We start from the raw sequence: 17,143 nt of genomic DNA, 5'->3' as shown, positions 1-17,143 counted from the left end.
ACCCGAGCGCTACGCGGCTAACTATCTGCCATGAGCCAGACTGCCGACCACCGTCTTTAAATCTCAATTCAGTCACAGCTGACGCGAAGTTCTTCCAAAAACTGGACAAACTGTTCGACGCGAGAAGGCCACGAAACGGACTTGTTACATGGCTATCGGGCGGGGATCTCCGCATTTCGGACACTGACCGAAGGTCGCTCACACCCGGTTACCCGAAAATGGGTTGCAAAAAGCCCGGGCACCCCCATCATGGGGGTGCCCGGGCTCAGGTGTCCTGCGATCAGCCGTGCTTGGCGCGGCTGGCGGCGCGGGCCCGCTCGCGGGCGTCCAGGTTCACCTTGCGGATGCGAACGGCCTCCGGGGTCACCTCGACGCACTCGTCGTCACGGCAGAACTCCAGCGACTGCTCCAGGGAGAGCTTGCGCGGCGGGACGATCGCCTCGAACGAGTCGGCCGAGGACGACCGCATGTTCGTGAGCTTCTTCTCCTTGGTGATGTTCACGTCCATGTCGTCGGAGCGCGAGTTCTCGCCGACGATCATGCCCTCGTACACCTCGGTGCCGGGGTCGGTGAACAGCACACCGCGCTCCTGGAGGTTCGTCATCGCGAACGCGGTGACGGCACCGGAGCGGTCGGCGACCAGGGAGCCGTTGTTACGGGTCTGCAGGGCACCGAACCAGGGCTCGTGGCCCTCGTGGATGGAGTGCCCGATACCCGTGCCGCGGGTCTGCGTCAGGAACTCGGTACGGAAGCCGATGAGACCGCGGGACGGGACCACGAACTCCATGCGGACCCAGCCCGAGCCGTGGTTGGACATGTTGTCCATCCGGCCCTTGCGGACGCCCATGAGCTGCGTGACCGCGCCCATGTGCTCCTCGGGCACGTCGATCGTCATGCGCTCGACCGGCTCGTACGTCTTGCCGTCGACCTGCTTCGTGACGACCTGCGGCTTGCCGATGGTCAGCTCGAAGCCCTCGCGGCGCATCTGCTCGACCAGGATGGCGAGCGCCAGCTCACCACGGCCCTGGACCTCCCAGGCGTCCGGACGCTCGGTGTCCAGCACACGGAGGGAGACGTTACCGATCAGCTCGCGGTCCAGGCGGTCCTTGACCTGGCGGGCGGTGACCTTGCGGTCCTTGACCGCGGCCTTGTTGTCGGCGCCCTTGCCGGTGCCGCCCCGGCCGACCAGCGGCGAGGTGTTCGTGCCGATGGTCATCGAGATGGCCGGCTCGTCGACCGTGATCAGCGGCAGCGGGATCGGGTTCTCGGTGTCGGCGAGGGTCTCGCCGATCATGATGTCCGAGATACCGGCGACCGCGCAGATGTCACCCGGGCCCGCCACCTCGGCGGGCTTGCGGGTGAGCGCCTCGGTCATCAGCAGCTCGGTGATGCGCACGTTGGACATCGTGCCGTCACGCTTGATCCACGTGACGGTCTGGCCCTTGCGCAGCTCGCCCTGCTCGACGCGGAGCAGCGCGATACGGCCGAGGAAGTTGTCGGCGTCCAGGTTGGTGACGTGCGCCTGGAGCGGGGCCGCCTCGTCGTACTCGGGAGCCGGGACGTGGGAGAGGATCGTGGAGAAGAACGGCTCCAGGCTGTCGCTGTCGGCCGGGACGGTGCCGTCCTCCGGCTTGGTCAGCGAGGCCACGCCGTCACGCGCACACGCGTAGACGATCGGGAACTCGATCTGGTCCTCGTCGGCGTCGAGGTCGAGGAAGAGGTCGTAGGTCTCGTTGACGACCTCGTCGATGCGCGAGTCCGGCCGGTCCGTCTTGTTGATGCACAGGATGACGGGCAGGCGCTGCTGCAGCGCCTTGCGCAGCACGAAGCGGGTCTGCGGCAGCGGGCCCTCGGAGGCGTCGACCAGCAGGACCACCGCGTCCACCATCGACAGACCGCGCTCGACCTCGCCACCGAAGTCGGCGTGGCCCGGGGTGTCGATGATGTTGATGGTGATGACGTCGCCGCCATCCTTCGGGTGGTACTTCACGGCCGTGTTCTTGGCCAGGATCGTGATGCCCTTCTCACGTTCCAGGTCGTTCGAGTCCATCATTCGGTCGTCGAGCGACTCGGCGGCGTGCGCGGCGAAGGCACCGGCCTGCTTCAGCATGGCGTCGACGAGGGTCGTCTTGCCGTGGTCGACGTGGGCGACGATGGCGACGTTGCGGATGTCGTGGCGCGTGGCCATAGTGCGGCGTACTCCCGGAGTGGTGAGAAGGCCCTGCTGCGTACGTCCGTGTGACGCGGGCCTGCCGGGCTTGACACGCCACGGCCTCACCCCATGTTACGTGCCCTTTGTAACTGAGGCTCGCTGGGCCAACCCGAAGGGGCGCGGGCGGTATCAACATGCGGCTCCGCCGCGTGGGCGCGACCAGCCACAATCCACCCGCACCCGGCCGCGAAACCCAGCCGCCCTACCCCTTCGTCGGGCTCGCCGACACCCTCGCCCCCTTCTTCAGGAACCCCATGTCCTGGTAGACAGGCGTCTGGAACCCGAACGCCCCCACGTTCACCAGCCCCTTCCGCACCCCCACGATCTGCGGCCTCTGGTACAGCGGCAGCGACCCGGCCGAGGCCCAGATCCGCGAGTCCGCCTTCCGCAGCAGCCCGTCCGCCTCGCCCTCGTCCAGCGACCCCAGCGCCTGGTCGAAGAGCTGGTCCACCTGGTCGGTGCCGACCCTCGTGTAGTTCTGCTCGACGTTCAGCGACCCGTCCGCGGCCACCACCGGCTTCGCGTAGATCGGCCGCGCGTCCGTCGCCGGGAACGCGGACGCCGGCCACGAGTACAGCGCGAGGTCGTACTGTCCGGACGCGATGTGGTCCTTGAAGTAGCTCTCGTCGGAGACGTTGGTGATCTCGGTCTGGATCCCGACCGCCGCCAGCATCTGCGTGATGTGCGCGCCGACGTTCTGCAGCGTCTCGGACCCCGGCCCCGACGGCAGCACGAACCGCAGGGTCAGCGCCTTGCCGTCCTTGGCCAGCGGACCGGCCGGGGCCCCCGCGCCCCTGGGTGCGGCCGTGCCCTTCGGCGCGTACGCCCCCGGCGCACCGTGCGCGTGGTCCTTCTGGTGGTCGCGGGTGTCCTTGCCGTCGGGCCCCTTGTCGTCCTCCCCCACGATGTACTGCCCGTCCTGCCCGCCCTGGGACTCCTCGCCCTTGTCCCCCTTGTCTCCCGTGTTGCCTTTCTCACCTTTCTCGCCCTCCGCGCCGGCCACCTTGCCGGCGTTCTTGATCGGGCCTCCGGCCACCCACCCGGCGTCGGCGAGCAGCGCCTGCGACTCGTGGGTGTCGAGGCCGCCGATCGACCCGCTGCTGTCCGTGTAGGCGGGCTGTCCGGAGAGGGCGACGTGGCTGCCGACCGGCACGGCGGGCAGCCCCAGCGGGGTGAGCACCAGCTTGGCGAGCGCCGCGCGGTCGAGCGCGCGGGCGACGGCCCGCCGTACCCGCTCGTCGGCGAGGGGGCCCTCGGAGCCGTTCAGGGCGAGCTGGGTGTAGGCGGGCTCCAGTGACTTGCGGACGTCGAAGTCGCGCAGCTCGTGCTGCTGCTCCAGCCACTTCGCGATGGTCCTGCCGAGCTTCTTGGGCCCGTCGGGCAGCTGCTCCTCGTCCATGCCGAGGTCGATCGCCCAGGAGCGCAGCTTCTTGGCGGAGGTCTTCCCGGCTCCCTGCAGCGGCAGGCCGGTGCCCTTCTCGCGGCCGGCGATGATGATCCGCTCGGCCTCGGAGGCGTCGATGTCGGCGACGTCGACCGTGCCGTCGGCGAGCGCGGAGGCCCGCTTGTCGCGGGACACGGCGTGCAGATCGATCTCGTCGAGCTTGGCCGGGCGGCCCCACCAGCGCGGGTTGCGGGTGAGGACCACGTCCTTCTTCGCGGTGTCGACCTTGTCGACCCGGAAGGGGCCCGCGGTGACCGTGAGCTTGCGGCGGGCGCCGTCGTTGAAGGCGTCCGGGGTGCCCATGACGTCCTTCGGGTACAGCGGGGAGAACAGCGACTTCCAGTCGGCGTAGGGCCGGTCGAAGGTGACCCGGACCTCCAGGTCGTTGGCGCCGCGCTCGATCTTGGCGATGCGGTCGTAGCCGGCGTTGCGGGCGGTCCAGTAGGCGGAGTCCTTGCCGGACAGGGCGCGCCACTGGGCGGCGAAGTCGGCGGCGCCGATCTCCCGGCCGTCGCTCCAGACGGCCCGCTGGTCGAGCTTGTAGAGGACGACCTGGCGCGGCTCGGTCTCGATGACCTTCGCGGACTCCAGGTAGTCGGGATTGCGGACCGGTGTGCCGGCGCGGTCGATGGTGAACATCGACGGCAGGACGGCCTGGGCGACCCGGGTGGTGCCCGCGTCGGCGTCGGCCTGGAAGGTGTTGAAGGTCTCCGGTACGGCGTCCACGGCCATCTTCAGCGTGCCGCCCTCGGCGACCGCGTCCCGGGCGACCGCCGCGATGTCCTGTGCGGCGAGCGGCTTGCTGCCCTCGTCGTCGCCGCCACCGCAGCCGGCGAGGAGGGGCACGGCGAGTGCGCCCGCGGCGAGCAGGGCGAGGGCGCTCCGCTGGTGGCGCCGGGATGGGCCGTCGTTCTTCTGCGGCGCCGTCGTGGCTGGTCGCGCAGTTCCCCGCGCCCCTTCGGGGCGCGATTCGACGCCGTGGTGAGACATCTCTGCTTACCTCCGTGTGGCCCGGTGACACGGGTGGGGTCTGTTCACGTTTGGGGGTATTTTGGAGTTGATCACATGTACGTCAGAAGTACGGACCCCACTGAAATGGACGGGGTCCGTCGGCTGGGGACGACACGGCGGCGGGGGCTGCCAAAGGCCACCCGTGCGGCGCAACGCCGACGTCCTCCCCGGCGCAAACAGAGCGCGTGCGGGCGTGCGTCGGAGGTGTGCAATCCGCCAATCGCTGCACATGCCTTCACATCAGTAGGTGTGACGCGCAACACTCGCAGGCGCATGAACGTTGCCGCCTTGGACCAAGAAGTCCGTGGAAGTGAGGTCACGTCATGTCCGTGCACGACGACCTGACGTCAGTCCAGCGCTGCCTGGAGGACCTGAACCGGTCCGTCGGCCGCCTGGAGCAGCAGCTCGGGAGCGGCGGACTGGAGATGCGCCGCGTCCGCGCCGACGCCGATCACCTGCGCGAGAGCGTGGCACTGCTGAGGGAGACGGCCGACACCGGCGCCCCCGGCAAACGCCCCGAACTCGTCACCATCTCCGACGATCCGTACGACATCAACCTGTGGACGGACACGGACGACGAGGGTCTCGGCGCCCGCGACCGGCGCGCACCGTAGGAGCGCCGCCCGCAGGCCACCCGACCCCCGACCCGACCGGAGTCATCCGTTGGCCACTGGTACGGAACCACATCCGAACAGCGGCGGCGTACGAGCCCGTACGCGCGCCGCGATCTCCGCCCCGCACCTGCGGACCGACCGCTGGTGGCTGGCACCCGCCGTCACCGCGGCCGGTCTGTTCGCGTTCGTCGTCTACTCGACGTGGCGGGCCTTCTCGAACGCGCACTACTACTCGGCGCCGTACGTCTCGCCGTTCTACTCGCCGTGTCTGGCCGAGAACTGCAAGAACATGCCGTCCGGCCCGAACGCCGACCTGTTCGGCAGCTGGTGGGCGATCTCCCCGGCGATCATCATCCTGATCTTCCCGCTGGGCTTCCGCCTGACCTGCTACTACTACCGCAAGGCGTACTACCGCAGCTTCTGGGCGTCCCCGCCCGCCTGCGCGGTGGCCGAGCCGCACGCGAAGTACACCGGTGAGACCCGCTTCCCGCTGATCCTGCAGAACGTCCACCGGTACTTCTTCTACTTCGCCCTCCTGGTCGCCTGCGTGCTGACCTACGACACGGTCCTCTCCTTCCGGGACACCCACGAGAACTGGGGCCACATGGGCCTCGGCACCCTGGTCTTCCTGGTCAACATCGTGCTGATCTGGGCGTACACGCTCTCCTGCCACTCCTGCCGGCACATCGTCGGCGGCAAGCTCAAGCACTTCTCCAAACACCCCGTGCGCTACAAGGCGTGGCAGTTCGTCGGCCGGCTCAACAACCGGCACATGCAGCTCGCCTGGGCGTCGTTGGTGAGCGTGGCGCTCGCCGACTTCTACGTCTATCTGCTCGCGTCCGGTGTCTTCGACGATCCGCGATTCTTCTAATGAGTGGGGCCTACTGATGACCGTGGTCGACCGCCAGGAGTGGGACGTGGTCGTGGTCGGGGCCGGCGGCGCCGGTCTGCGCGCCGCGATCGAGGCGCGCGAGCGGGGCGCCCGTACGGCGGTGATCTGCAAGTCGCTGTTCGGCAAGGCGCACACGGTGATGGCCGAGGGCGGCATCGCCGCGGCCATGGCCAACGTCAACGAGCACGACAACTGGCAGGTCCACTTCCGGGACACCATGCGCGGCGGCAAGTTCCTCAACCAGTGGCGGATGGCCGAGCTGCACGCCAAGGAGGCCCCGGACCGGGTCTGGGAGCTGGAGACCTGGGGCGCCCTGTTCGACCGCACGAAGGACGGGAAGATCTCCCAGCGCAACTTCGGCGGCCACGAGTACCCGCGCCTCGCGCACGTCGGCGACCGCACCGGCCTCGAACTGATCCGGACCCTGCAGCAGAAGATCGTCTCCCTCCAGCAGGAGGACCACCGCGAGACCGGTGACTACGAGTCCCGGCTCAAGGTGTTCCAGGAGTGCACGGTCACCCGGATCCTCAAGGACGGCTCCCGGGTCAGCGGCGTCTTCGCGTACGAGCGCGAGAGCGGCCGTTTCTTCGTGCTCGAAGCCCCCGCCGTCGTGATCGCGACCGGTGGCATCGGCAAGTCCTTCAAGGTGACGTCGAACTCGTGGGAGTACACCGGCGACGGGCACGCGCTCGCCCTGCTGGCCGGGGCGCCCCTGCTCAACATGGAGTTCGTGCAGTTCCACCCGACGGGCATGGTCTGGCCGCCCTCCGTGAAGGGCATCCTGGTCACCGAGTCGGTGCGCGGCGACGGCGGGGTGCTCAGGAACTCCGAGGGCAAGCGGTTCATGTTCGACTACATCCCGGACGTCTTCAAGGAGAAGTACGCCGAGTCCGAGGAGGAGGGCGACCGCTGGTACGAGGACCCGGACCACAACCGGCGTCCCCCGGAGCTGCTCCCCCGCGACGAGGTCGCCCGCGCGATCAACTCCGAGGTGAAGGCGGGCCGCGGCTCCCCGCATGGCGGGGTCTTCCTGGACGTGTCGACGCGGATGCCGGCCGAGGTGATCCGGCGCCGGCTGCCCTCCATGTACCACCAGTTCAAGGAGCTGGCGGACGTCGACATCACGGCGGAGGCGATGGAGGTCGGGCCGACCTGTCACTACGTGATGGGCGGGGTCGCGGTGGACTCCGACACCGCCGCCGCGCGCGGTGTACCGGGGCTGTTCGCGGCCGGTGAGGTGGCCGGCGGAATGCACGGCTCCAACCGGCTCGGCGGCAACTCCCTGTCCGACCTGCTGGTGTTCGGGCGCCGGGCGGGCTGGCACGCGGCCGAGTACGCGGACGGCCTCGACGCCCGGCCGGAGGTGGACGACGACCAGGTCGACTCGGCGGCGGCCGAGGCGCTGCGGCCGTTCTCGGCGGAGGGCCAGGAACCCGAGTCCGGCCCGCCGGAGAACCCGTACACCCTCCACCAGGAGCTCCAGCGGTCCATGAACGACCTGGTCGGCATCATCCGCCGGGAGGGCGAGATGGAGCAGGCCCTGGAACGGCTCGCCGGGCTGCGGGTCCGGGCGCGCCGGGCCGGCGTGGAGGGGCACCGCCAGTTCAACCCCGGCTGGCATCTCGCCCTGGACCTGCGGAACATGCTGCTGGTCAGCGAGTGCGTGGCCCGCGCCGCCCTGGAGCGCACCGAGTCGCGCGGCGGGCACACCCGCGAGGACCACCCGACGATGGACCGCCGCTGGCGCCCCGTCAACCTGCTCTGCCGGCTGGCCGACCCCACCGGCGGACTGGCCGCCACCGATCCGGAGCGCGGCCAGATCGACCTCACCCGCGAGACGACCGACCCCATCCGAGCCGACCTGCTCGCCCTCTTCGAGAAGGAAGAGCTGGTCAAGTACCTCGCCGAAGAGGAGCTGTACGAATGAGCGGCTACACGGCCCACTTCCGGGTGTGGCGGGGCGACGTCGAGGGCGGCGGCCTGGAGGACTTCAAGGTCGAGGTGAACGACGGCGAGGTGGTCCTCGACATCATCCACCGCATCCAGGCCACCCAGGCCGCCGACCTGGCCGTCCGCTGGAACTGCAAGGCGGGCAAGTGCGGTTCGTGCTCGGCGGAGATCAACGGCCGCCCGCGTCTGATGTGCATGACCCGGATGTCCGTCTTCGAGCAGGACGAGACCATCACGGTCACCCCGCTGCGCGCCTTCCCGGTCATCCGCGACCTGGTCACGGACGTCGGCTTCAACTACCAGAAGGCCAGGGAGGTACCGGCGTTCGTGCCGCCCGCCGGGGTCGCCCCCGGCGAGTACCGGATGTTCCAGGAGGACGTGGACCGCTCGCAGGAGTTCCGCAAGTGCATCGAGTGCTTCCTGTGCCAGGACACCTGCCATGTCGTGCGTGACCACGAGGAGAACAAGACGGCCTTCGCGGGCCCGCGTTTCCTCATGCGCGTCGCCGAACTGGACATGCACCCGCTGGACGCGGCGGACGCCTCCGGCCTGGACCGCAAGCGCACGGCCCAGGACGAACACGGCCTCGGCTACTGCAACATCACCAAGTGCTGCACGGAGGTGTGCCCCGAGGGCATCCACATCACCGACAACGCGCTGATCCCCCTGAAGGAGCGGGCCGTGGACCGCAAGTACGACCCGCTGGTATGGCTCGGCTCGAAGATCAGGAGGCGCCCGGCAGGAGGCTGAGCACCCGCCGGAGGTTGAACTCGGCGATCTCCCGCATCGGTTCGCGCTCCGGGAAGTCGCCGTCCAGCAGCCGCAGCGGCCCGGCGACGAGGTTCAGGTGCATCGCGAGCCGGTACAGCTCCATGCGGTCCTCGTCGAGGTCCGCGACGCGCAGCAGGTCGTAGGCGGGCCCGAAGCGGAGCTGGAGGAAGACGTGCTCCCATTCGGCGTCGAAGTACATCAGGCCCTCGATGTCGATGAGCGCGGGATCGCCCTCCGCGGTCACCAGGACGTGGTCCGGGCCGAGTTCGCCGTGCACGAGTGAGGCGTGGTCGCGCGGCTCGACCGCGTCGTAGAGCTCGTGCACCCGCTCCGCCAGCGCCTTGCGGACCCGGCGCACCCGGGGGTCCCGCTCGGCGACCTCCGCGATGTCGTGCACCGCGCGGTCGGCGACGACCTGCTCGCAGGAGTTGCCCCGCGGCTTGCCGCCCTCCGCCACGAGGGCGGCCTTGCCGTATCCGGAGGACACGCACTCCCGGAGCACGCCGAGCGTCCCCGCCAGCCGTGCCAGCGGCACCCGCGCCGCGCCCGGGTCGCTGCGCAGCATCATCTCCAGGCTGCCGCCCCGGACGTCCTCGACGACCGCCGCGTACGCGGGCAGGTGCTCGGCGTCCTCGTCCGCGAAGAGCAGGGCGGGGGTGCGCACGCCGAGTTCGGTCAGCAGGTCGTGGGCCGACAGGAAGAGGCCGAGACCGGAGGCGTGCGAGAACGGGTCGCGGATGTCGGCGTCGGCGGGGCCCCAGTAGTCCTCCTCCGGGGACCAGACGTACGCGATCGCGGTCCTGCCGTTGTCCAGAGCGAGCCGGTAGACACCTTTCTTGGAGCCGCCCCGTAACCGGGTCACGGTGGCGGGGGTACGGCCGAGGGCCTCGCGGGCGAGCGGGGCGAGGTCGTCACGGGTGAGGTGGGCACGAGCGGTTGTCATGACGTACGGACCCAGTCCTTCCGATAAGAGGTCCAGTCATCCTCGGTGGCGGCGAAGTCGACGTACAGCGCGACGCCGAAGTTAGCGCGATCCGCGTCCGTCCGGGACAGTCCCAGCCGAACTCCGCGCACGGCCGCCGGCACGGTCTCGGCGTGCGCCCAGTGGCCGAAGCGGTTCTCGCGGTAGAAGGGCAGGCCCATGAGGAGATCGGTCCCGGGCGGGGTGACCTCGATCGCGAGGCTGGTCTGCTGGGCGACGTACCCGCCGTACAGGCTCTGCAGCGGCTGCATGGTGTCGTACGACATCACCGCGATCTGATCCACCCTGCGGGCGACTTGCCCGAAATACTCCTGCGACCACCACTTGGGGTGACCGGTGACGGTACCCCAGAAGGAGTGAAAGGCCGGGAGCGGGTCGATCTGGTGTGCGGCGACGGAGAGGAGCGGGGTGACCGGGCGCAGGGCGTCGAGAAGGGCGAGGTAGTTCCGGTCGCCGGAGTGCAGGGGCTCCAGATCGAAGTGGACCCCGTCGAACCCCTCTCCGACGACCTGCCGGGCGGACGCGACCACGGCGGCGCGGGTCTCGCTCCGCTCCAGATGCATGGCGTACGGCTTCTCGGGCGCGAGCTCGTCGCCGAGCCAGGCCTGGACGCGGACGCCGGGGAGTTTTCGATGCACGGCTGTTATCAGCCAACGGGCCTTGAGATAGGCCGATTTGGGCAGCGTGCCGTTGTGTTCCAGTGGTCCGGCATGGACGTAGAGGTCGCGTATGCCGGTGTCCGCGAGCCGGGTGGCGAGGGCGGTGACGTCGGCGTCGGTCCTACGACCGTCGACCCAGGCGTGACCGAGCCAGAGGGCGTCCTTGTTCCGGGTGTGGGTGCCGGGTTTCGGGTCGCCGGTGTAGTTGATGCGGAGGGCGGTCTCGGCGATGAGGAGGGGAAGCAGCAGAAGCAGGACGACGCCGAGACCAACACGCCGCACCCACCGACTCCGGGCCGTCCTCCCACCCGCACCACCCGTACCACTCTCGTCGCCGGGTGCGGGTGGCCCCGGCGGGGGCTCCGACGCGTCGGCGGCCGCGGGTGGCGCCGGGGCGGGCTCCGGCTCGTCGGCGGCCGCGGGTGATGCCTGGGCGGGGGCCGGCCCGTCGGCGGGCTCGGGTGACGGCCGGGCCGACGCCGGCCTGGCGGGGGCTGCGGGCGACGGCCGCGCGGGGGCCGGTTCGTCGGCGGCTGCGGGTGACGGCCGAGTGGGCTCCGGCCCGTCGGTGGCCTCCGGTGACGGCCGGGCCGACGCCGGCCGGGCGGGGGCTGCGGGCGACGGCCCGGCGGGGGCCGGTTCGTCGGTGGGCTCGGGTGACGGCCGCGCGGGGGCCAGCTCATCGCCGGGCGCGGGCTCCGGTCGGGCCGGGGCCGGTGATGGCCGGGTGGGGGGCGGTTTGTCGGCGGCTGTGGGTGATGGTCGGCCTGGCTCCGGTTCGTTGGTGGGGTTCGGGTTTTGCTGGTCTTTCGGGCTCCGTTCCATTCTCTGGTCCCCTGTTCTTGTCGTCCCTCGTCCGTCCCCGCCCCGGTCGCGAAGCCGACTAGCTGCCCATACGCTCCGAAATGTGACGTCATCCTTGATCCGGGGTCGGCCGAGGCATGCGACCGGGCGCATAGGTGTGCGGGTGGGGCATGCGGTGCTGGGCGGGGTGACCGGGGTGGTCTGGCTGGTGTTGCCGGTGATGACGAGCCCCGCTCAAGATCCGGTTCCCGTGACGGGGGGCCGGACGGTCGCCGCGGCCCGGGCGGACGAGGCGGACGGGGCGTCGGCCGCCGACTACGTGCTGCCCCTCGTCGTCGTGGCGGCGGCCGGTGCGCTGGGCGGCTACGGGTACGTACGGCGGATACGGCGGTCCCGCTCGCGCACCACACCGGGGCTCGTCTCCCCCGCCCCGCCCGCGCCGGCGCCCGCCGACTTCGAACGGCAGGCCCGTGCCTCCCTGATTCTCGCCGACGACTGCGTCCGCACCAGCCGCGAGGCGCTCGGCCTCGTCGAAGCGGGCGAGCCCGTCGCCCGGGCCCTGCACGCGGCCGGGACCGAGCTGTCGGCCGCGTTCGCGATATGGCGGCGGTACGAGGAGGGGACACCGGCGGACGACGCCGGCCGCCGGCAGGCACTGGTGGGGGTGGTCGGGCGGTGCGCGGAGGCGGGGCGCCGGCTCGACGCGGAGGCGGAGGGGTACGACGCCGAGTGGGACACGGGGGATGCGCTGGCGCCGGCCGAGAGACGGTTCCGGGAACTGGCCGCGCGGACGGGCCGGGTGGAGAGCGCGCTGACGGAGGCCGGGGAACGCTACGGCGCGTCCGCCGTCGCTCCCGTCGTCGGATACGTCGAACAGGCCAAGGACCGGCTCGTGTTCGCGACCTCACGGATCAACCAGGCCCGCCAGGACGCCGATTCGGGCGACGGCGACGGGTACCGCCGTGAACTGCGCGCCGCCGAGGGCGCGGTGGCGCAGGCCGGGGTGCTGCTGGGCGGGGTGGAACGGCTGGCCGAGGAGCTGCGGACGGCCGCGGGGACGGTCCCGGCGGCCCTCACGGGCGCGGAGGCGGAACTGGCGGGGCTGCGGGCGACCGCGTTCCCGCCGCGGCTGGCGCATGCCGACGCCGTGCTGGCCGCGGTACGGGAGGAGCTGACGGGTGGCCCGTACGACCCGCTGGACGCCCTGCGCCGGGTCGTACGGGCGGTGGAGGGGACGGGGGGCGGGCGGACCGGGGTGATCTCGGCGGGGGCGGAGCTGGTGGCGCGGAGCGCGCTGGGGGCGGCCGACGACTTGGTCGGTACGCATCGGGGAGCGGTGGGGGTGGAGGCACGGGCGCTGCTGGCGGAGGCGCGGGGCGCTGCGCCGGCGGACGCCGACAGGCTGGCGCGGAGGGCGCGGGAGCTGGCGGAGCGGGATGTACGGGCGCACGGGAACCCGCTCGCGGGGGCGGCGGCGCATGAGAGCGGGGTGGCGGGGGCGGTGCTCGGGGGTGTGCTGCGGGGGGAGGAGGCCGACGGGGGGCCGGTGTTGGCGTTCGGGGGGCCGGAGACCCGGGGGCGGTTGGGGTAGGCGTCAGGGGGTGCCACGGCAGGTGGTGCGGCGGCTGCGGGTGCGTGCCGCACGGGACATCCGGCCTGAACCAGCCCTCCTCAGAACAGACTGAGCAGAGCCTCCGCAGGATCGGTCAGGCCCGTCTCCCCGTCCGGCAGCGGCAGTTCGAACCACACCGTCTTCCCCCGCGGCGTCCGGCGGGAGCCCCACGCCGCGCTCAGCAGCCCGACCAGCTGCAGCCCACGGCCGCCCTCGTCCGTGTCGCGGGCGCGCCGGCGCCTCGGCTGGACCAGGCCGGAGTCCCAGACCTCGCAGACCAGGGTCCGGTCCAACAGCAGCCGTAGCCTTATCTCGCCCTCGCCGTAGCGCAGCGCGTTCGTGACCAGCTCGCTGACCAGCAGCTCCGCCGTGTCGACCAGGGGCTCCAGGTCCCAGGTGAGGAGCTGGCCGCGCGCGTACTCACGGGCGCGGCCCACACTGCGCGGCTCGCGCGGCAGCGTCCAGTCGCCGACCGACTCGGCCGGCAGCCCCTGGACCCGCGCCATCAGCAGGGCGATGTCGTCCTCGCCGTGGTGCGTGTCGAGGGTGTTGAGGACGTGGTCGCACACGTCCTCCAGGGGCTGGGAGGGGTCCGTGAGGGCGCCTACGAACGCCTGGAGGCCCTCGTCCAGGGGGTGGTCGCGGGATTCGACCAGGCCGTCGGTGTAGAGGGCGAGGAGGGAGCCCTCGGGAAGGTCCACCTCGACCTCCTCGAAGGGCTCGCCGCCGACGCCGAGCGGCATGCCGGGCGGGACGTCGAGCATCAGGGCGGCCTCGCCGGGTTCCACCAGCACGGGCGGCAGGTGGCCGGCGTTGGCGAACGTACAGCGTCTGGTGACGGAGTCGTAGACGGCGTACACGCACGTCGCGAGGTAGACCTCGGAGAGGTCCGCGTCGCGGGGCTGGCGGGCCGTGCGGGTGGCCTGCTGGACGCCTCCGGGGGTGCCGAGGCCGCGGGCGATCTCGTCCAACGCCGAGAGGACCTCGGCCGGTTCCAGGTCCAGCAGGGCCAGGGTGCGGACCGCCGTACGGAGTTCGCCCATCGCGACCGCCGCGCGCAGGCCGCGACCCATCACGTCGCCGACCACCAGCGCCGTGCGGTGGCCGGGGAGTTCGATGACGTCGAACCAGTCGCCGCCGACCTCGGTCGCCGCGTTGCCGGGCAGGTAGCGGCAGGCGATGTCCAGGCCCGAGGCCTCGGGGTCGCCGGGCGGGAGCAGGGACCGTTGCAGTATCAACGCGCGTTCGTGTTCGCGGCGGTACAGGCGCGCGTTGTCGATACAGACGGCCGCGCGGGCCGCCAGTTCGACGGCCAGGTCCCGGTCGCGGTCGCCGAAGGGCTCGCTGCCCTTGGCGCGGGCGAACTGGGCGAGGCCGACGACGGTGTCGTGGGCGACCATCGGGACCGCGAGGGTGGACTGGACGAGGCCCCCCTCCTCCGCGGGCACGTGCTGCGGGCGGGCGGTGCGCAGGGCGTCCGCGCACGGGGAGTTGAAGGGGTAGTGGTGGACCGCGCCGACGGCGACGGCGGTACCGCCGCCCACGAAGGGCGCGTCGGAGACCGCGCTGGCGAAGGCCACCCGGCGCAGCTCCGCGCTGCCGTCGGCGAGTCCGGGCGGGGTCTCGTCGCCGGCCAGCAGGCCCTGGTAGAGGTCGACCGTGGCGAGGTCGCAGAAGCCGGGCACGACCACGTCGAGGAGTTCGCGGGCGGTGGTCTCCAGGTCCAGGGAGTTGCCTATACGGGCACCGGCCTCGTTGAGGAGGGCGAGATTCCGCCGGGCCGCGGCGGCCTCGCGGGCGGCGGCGCGGCGGGCGGTGATGTCCAGGCCGAGCCAGGCGATGCCGATCGGACGGCCGCTGCCGCTGTGCACCCGGTAGAGGTTGATGGACCAGTGCCGGCGCTCCTCGGAGCCCGGCACGAACCCGGTGACGTGCATGTCGGTGATGGAGTTGCCGGTGTCCAGGACCCGGCGCATGGTGGCCGCGACCCGCTCGGCCTCGGCCCGTGGCAGATAGTCGTGGACGCCCTTGCCGCGGTGGTCGTCGGGGGTGCCGCCGAAGATGGAGGAGAACCGCAGGTTGGCGCGGCGGATCCGCAGGTCGGGGTCGATCAGCAGGAAGCCGAAGGGAGATTGACCGAATATCGACTGCGAGGCCGCGAGGTCGGTCTCGATGCTGCGCAGGGTGCGGACGTCGACCACGATGCAGACGGCGGCGTGCTCGCCCTCGGCGGTGCGGGTCGGCATGACGTAGACCTCGGCGATGCCGTCCTCGCCGCGCTCGCCGTCCGCGGTGTCGGGCATCCGGAACGGGACCACGCCGGTCCACTCCCGTCCGTCCAGGATCTCGGCCATCTTCCGCTGGCCGCGCTCACGCAGGTCGGGGTCGATGAACGCCTCGATGGGGTCCATGCCGACGGCACGCTCGGCGGGGATGCCGAAGATCTGCTCGGCGCGCAGGCTCCACTGGTCGACGAGGCCGCCGGCGCCGATGGAGAACGAGGCGACCTTGATGTAGTCGTAGATCGAGCCGGGTGGGCTGCTCTGCCACATGGCGTCGCCAGGGGCCGCGGCTGCCTCCGCGGTCCCCGCCCTCACGCCGTCCGACGGGTCCTCGGACTCCGTGGCCTCAGCTGGTATCTCGCTCACGCGAACCGTCCCCTCCAGCTCACCGCGCCCGGCACCGGTCACCGGATGCGGCTGCCCGCAGTATCCAGCACTACGGTGCCGCCTGACACGGTGTTCACGATCACAGCACGGTCCAGACGATTTCCGGACCGGACCGTGACAACACTCCCAGTCTTCTAACCAGGGAACACGCCGTCGAATCACGCACTCCGGGACCCATTCCGAGGCCACTCTCGCGAGTGGACGGCGCAACGGTGCGTGTACACCCCGTTCATCCCGTTCAGCCGGGTACGGCCAGCTCGAACCAGACCGTCTTGCCGGCGTTTCCGGGCCGGGTGCCCCAGCTTCGCGAGGAGCCGGCGACCAGCTGGAGACCGCGGCCGCTCTCGTCGTCGGGACTGGCCGCGCGCTCGCGCGGCGGGTCCGGGAGCGGGTCGGAGACCTCGACGCGGAGGGTGCCGGCGAGGTCGGCGGGGCGGACGAGGCGGACGCCGATGGGGCCGGTGGCGTGCCGCAGCGAGTTGGTGACCAGCTCGCTGACCAGCAGTGCGGCGAGGTCGGCGAGGCCGTCGAGGCCCCAGCCGGTCAGTTGGTCACGGACCGCGGTACGGGCGGTGCGCACGGCACCGGGTTCCGCGGGAAAGGTCCACTCGACGGTGTCACCTTCGGTGTCGATCACACCGATCACTTCCCGTGCAGCATGCCCGCCCATGTCCGGTTTCATGGGGTTAATGGGCACATACCCGATATCCCGGGAGCAGTACCGCATTGCGGGGCGCACTGTGGTGCGAACGGCTTACGCCGGGGGGCCGTGCGCCTAGGAGCTCGGGTTGTGCGGGTGCCGGGCGACTGCGGGCTCGTGGGGGCTGGTCGCGCAGTTCCCCGCGCCCCTTACAGGGCACTCCAATTCGCGGCGATCTCGCGTACCGCCGGAACATCCTGGTCCAGCCAGTCGACGTCCCAGGTCTCCTCCGGGGTCAGCCAGCGCAGTTCGTCGTGGTCCTGGAGGGGCTTGGGGTCGGGGGAGCCGGGGCGGAGCCTGGCCGTCCACACCTGGAGGACGTACGGCGCCCTCAGGGGCCACTCCCCCGGGACGCGTGCCACGGTCTCCGTCTCCACGCCCAACTCCTCGCGGAGTTCGCGCACCAGGGCGTGCTCCGGTGTCTCGCCCGGCTCGACCTTGCCGCCGGGCAGCTCCCAGCGGCCGGCCAGGTCCGGGGGCGCGCTGCGGCGGGCCGCGAGCAGGCGGCCGGCGTCGAGCAGGGCGGCTCCGACCACCACGATCCGTTCGCTCATGGCCCGGAGCCTACGGGAGGCGGGCCGGGCCTAGTTGCGTGAGGCCCCGTCCCCGTTGCTGTGGCCGATGCGCTCGACCCAGTAGAGCTGTTTGTGTCCGCGGTCGTCGAGACTGTCGGCGATCTTCTGCGCCTCGGCCCGGGTCGCGTACCGGCCGACGCGGTAGCGATTGCCGTTGTCGTCCTGCCGTATGACGAGCCAGGGGAGAGAGACCGTGCCTTCCGTCATCGCGCCCCTCCGTTTCTCCCGGCTCCCGCCCATCCCCGCCC

At 71.3% G+C, this 17,143-nt stretch carries 12 protein-coding genes and 1 pseudogene; 5 read left to right on the top strand and 8 right to left on the bottom strand.

All coding sequences use genetic code 11. The features are described 5' to 3' along the window. Positions 1-280: 280 nt before the first annotated feature. The gene (gene typA, locus AB0D85_RS03525) at positions 281-2,188 is read right to left on the bottom strand and encodes a translational GTPase TypA (RefSeq protein WP_362312930.1); all 1,908 of its coding nucleotides are present in this window, start codon (positions 2,186-2,188) and stop codon (positions 281-283) included. 226 nt (positions 2,189-2,414) lie between these two features. After that, on the bottom strand, positions 2,415-4,646 hold the full coding sequence (locus tag AB0D85_RS03520; RefSeq protein WP_362312929.1) for an ABC transporter family substrate-binding protein: 2,232 nt from the start codon (positions 4,644-4,646) through the stop codon (positions 2,415-2,417). Between the two features lie 344 nt (positions 4,647-4,990). Between AB0D85_RS03520 and AB0D85_RS03515 the strand changes: the two genes are divergently transcribed. Genes AB0D85_RS03515 through AB0D85_RS03500 form a run of 4 tightly spaced genes read left to right on the top strand, consistent with a single transcriptional unit; the run spans position 4,991 to position 8,873 of the window. Next, entirely contained in the window at positions 4,991-5,281 is a 291-nt protein-coding gene (locus AB0D85_RS03515) for a hypothetical protein (protein ID WP_362312927.1), read from the top strand. Between the two features lie 49 nt (positions 5,282-5,330). Further along, positions 5,331-6,152, top strand: a complete 822-nt coding sequence (locus AB0D85_RS03510) for a hypothetical protein (protein WP_362312926.1) — start codon at positions 5,331-5,333, stop codon at positions 6,150-6,152. Between the two features lie 16 nt (positions 6,153-6,168). Beyond that, positions 6,169-8,100 (top strand): fumarate reductase/succinate dehydrogenase flavoprotein subunit, encoded by a 1,932-nt coding sequence (locus AB0D85_RS03505; protein ID WP_362312924.1) that lies wholly within the window; start codon positions 6,169-6,171, stop codon positions 8,098-8,100. Then, a complete protein-coding gene (locus AB0D85_RS03500; RefSeq protein ID WP_362312922.1) occupies positions 8,097-8,873 on the top strand; it encodes a succinate dehydrogenase/fumarate reductase iron-sulfur subunit in 777 nt (258 codons plus the stop codon). The genes AB0D85_RS03505 and AB0D85_RS03500 overlap by 4 nt, the downstream gene beginning before the upstream one ends. Here the strand turns inward: AB0D85_RS03500 and AB0D85_RS03495 are convergent. Continuing rightward, positions 8,848-9,837, bottom strand: a complete 990-nt coding sequence (locus tag AB0D85_RS03495) for an aminoglycoside phosphotransferase family protein (protein ID WP_362312920.1) — start codon at positions 9,835-9,837, stop codon at positions 8,848-8,850. The two genes, AB0D85_RS03500 and AB0D85_RS03495, sit on opposite strands and share 26 nt — an antisense overlap. Beyond that, a pseudogene (locus tag AB0D85_RS03490) lies at positions 9,834-10,838 on the bottom strand (glycoside hydrolase family 18 protein); the annotation flags it as partial. The pseudogene AB0D85_RS03490 and the gene AB0D85_RS03495, both read right to left, overlap by 4 nt. Before the next feature lie 664 nt (positions 10,839-11,502). Between AB0D85_RS03490 and AB0D85_RS03485 the strand changes: the two are divergent. After that, positions 11,503-12,930, top strand: a complete 1,428-nt coding sequence (locus tag AB0D85_RS03485) for a hypothetical protein (RefSeq protein WP_362312918.1) — start codon at positions 11,503-11,505, stop codon at positions 12,928-12,930. Between the two features lie 80 nt (positions 12,931-13,010). Here the strand turns inward: AB0D85_RS03485 and AB0D85_RS03480 are convergent, their stop codons facing one another. The 4 genes from AB0D85_RS03480 to AB0D85_RS03465 form a co-directional block, all read right to left on the bottom strand. Next, complete coding sequence (locus AB0D85_RS03480) at positions 13,011-15,599, bottom strand: SpoIIE family protein phosphatase (protein ID WP_362312916.1); 2,589 nt, start codon at positions 15,597-15,599, stop codon at positions 13,011-13,013. Positions 15,600-15,858: 259 nt separating this feature from the next. Then, on the bottom strand, positions 15,859-16,302 hold the full coding sequence (locus tag AB0D85_RS03475; protein ID WP_362312914.1) for an ATP-binding protein: 444 nt from the start codon (positions 16,300-16,302) through the stop codon (positions 15,859-15,861). Positions 16,303-16,469: 167 nt separating this feature from the next. Next, positions 16,470-16,874 (bottom strand): (deoxy)nucleoside triphosphate pyrophosphohydrolase, encoded by a 405-nt coding sequence (locus tag AB0D85_RS03470; RefSeq protein WP_362312912.1) that lies wholly within the window; start codon positions 16,872-16,874, stop codon positions 16,470-16,472. A gap of 30 nt (positions 16,875-16,904) precedes the next feature. Further along, positions 16,905-17,102 (bottom strand): SPOR domain-containing protein, encoded by a 198-nt coding sequence (locus AB0D85_RS03465; protein ID WP_089098990.1) that lies wholly within the window; start codon positions 17,100-17,102, stop codon positions 16,905-16,907. Positions 17,103-17,143 lie beyond the last annotated feature (41 nt).

This window comes from Streptomyces sp. NPDC048277 (assembly GCF_040652235.1).
GTDB lineage: Bacteria > Actinomycetota > Actinomycetes > Streptomycetales > Streptomycetaceae > Streptomyces.
This window is presented reverse-complemented; position numbering and strand designations above follow the sequence as displayed.

What these genes read in the sequence shown, in the direction of transcription:
- typA (WP_362312930.1), bottom strand. Translation starts at nt 2,188, where the DNA reads ATGGCCACGCGCCACGACATCCGCAACGTCGCCATCGTCGCCCACGTC.
- AB0D85_RS03520 (WP_362312929.1), bottom strand. Translation starts at nt 4,646, where the DNA reads ATGTCTCACCACGGCGTCGAATCGCGCCCCGAAGGGGCGCGGGGAACT.
- AB0D85_RS03515 (WP_362312927.1), top strand. Translation starts at nt 4,991, where the DNA reads ATGTCCGTGCACGACGACCTGACGTCAGTCCAGCGCTGCCTGGAGGAC.
- AB0D85_RS03505 (WP_362312924.1), top strand. Translation starts at nt 6,169, where the DNA reads ATGACCGTGGTCGACCGCCAGGAGTGGGACGTGGTCGTGGTCGGGGCC.
- AB0D85_RS03500 (WP_362312922.1), top strand. Translation starts at nt 8,097, where the DNA reads ATGAGCGGCTACACGGCCCACTTCCGGGTGTGGCGGGGCGACGTCGAG.
- AB0D85_RS03495 (WP_362312920.1), bottom strand. Translation starts at nt 9,837, where the DNA reads ATGACAACCGCTCGTGCCCACCTCACCCGTGACGACCTCGCCCCGCTC.
- AB0D85_RS03475 (WP_362312914.1), bottom strand. Translation starts at nt 16,302, where the DNA reads ATGAAACCGGACATGGGCGGGCATGCTGCACGGGAAGTGATCGGTGTG.
- AB0D85_RS03470 (WP_362312912.1), bottom strand. Translation starts at nt 16,874, where the DNA reads ATGAGCGAACGGATCGTGGTGGTCGGAGCCGCCCTGCTCGACGCCGGC.
- AB0D85_RS03465 (WP_089098990.1), bottom strand. Translation starts at nt 17,102, where the DNA reads ATGACGGAAGGCACGGTCTCTCTCCCCTGGCTCGTCATACGGCAGGAC.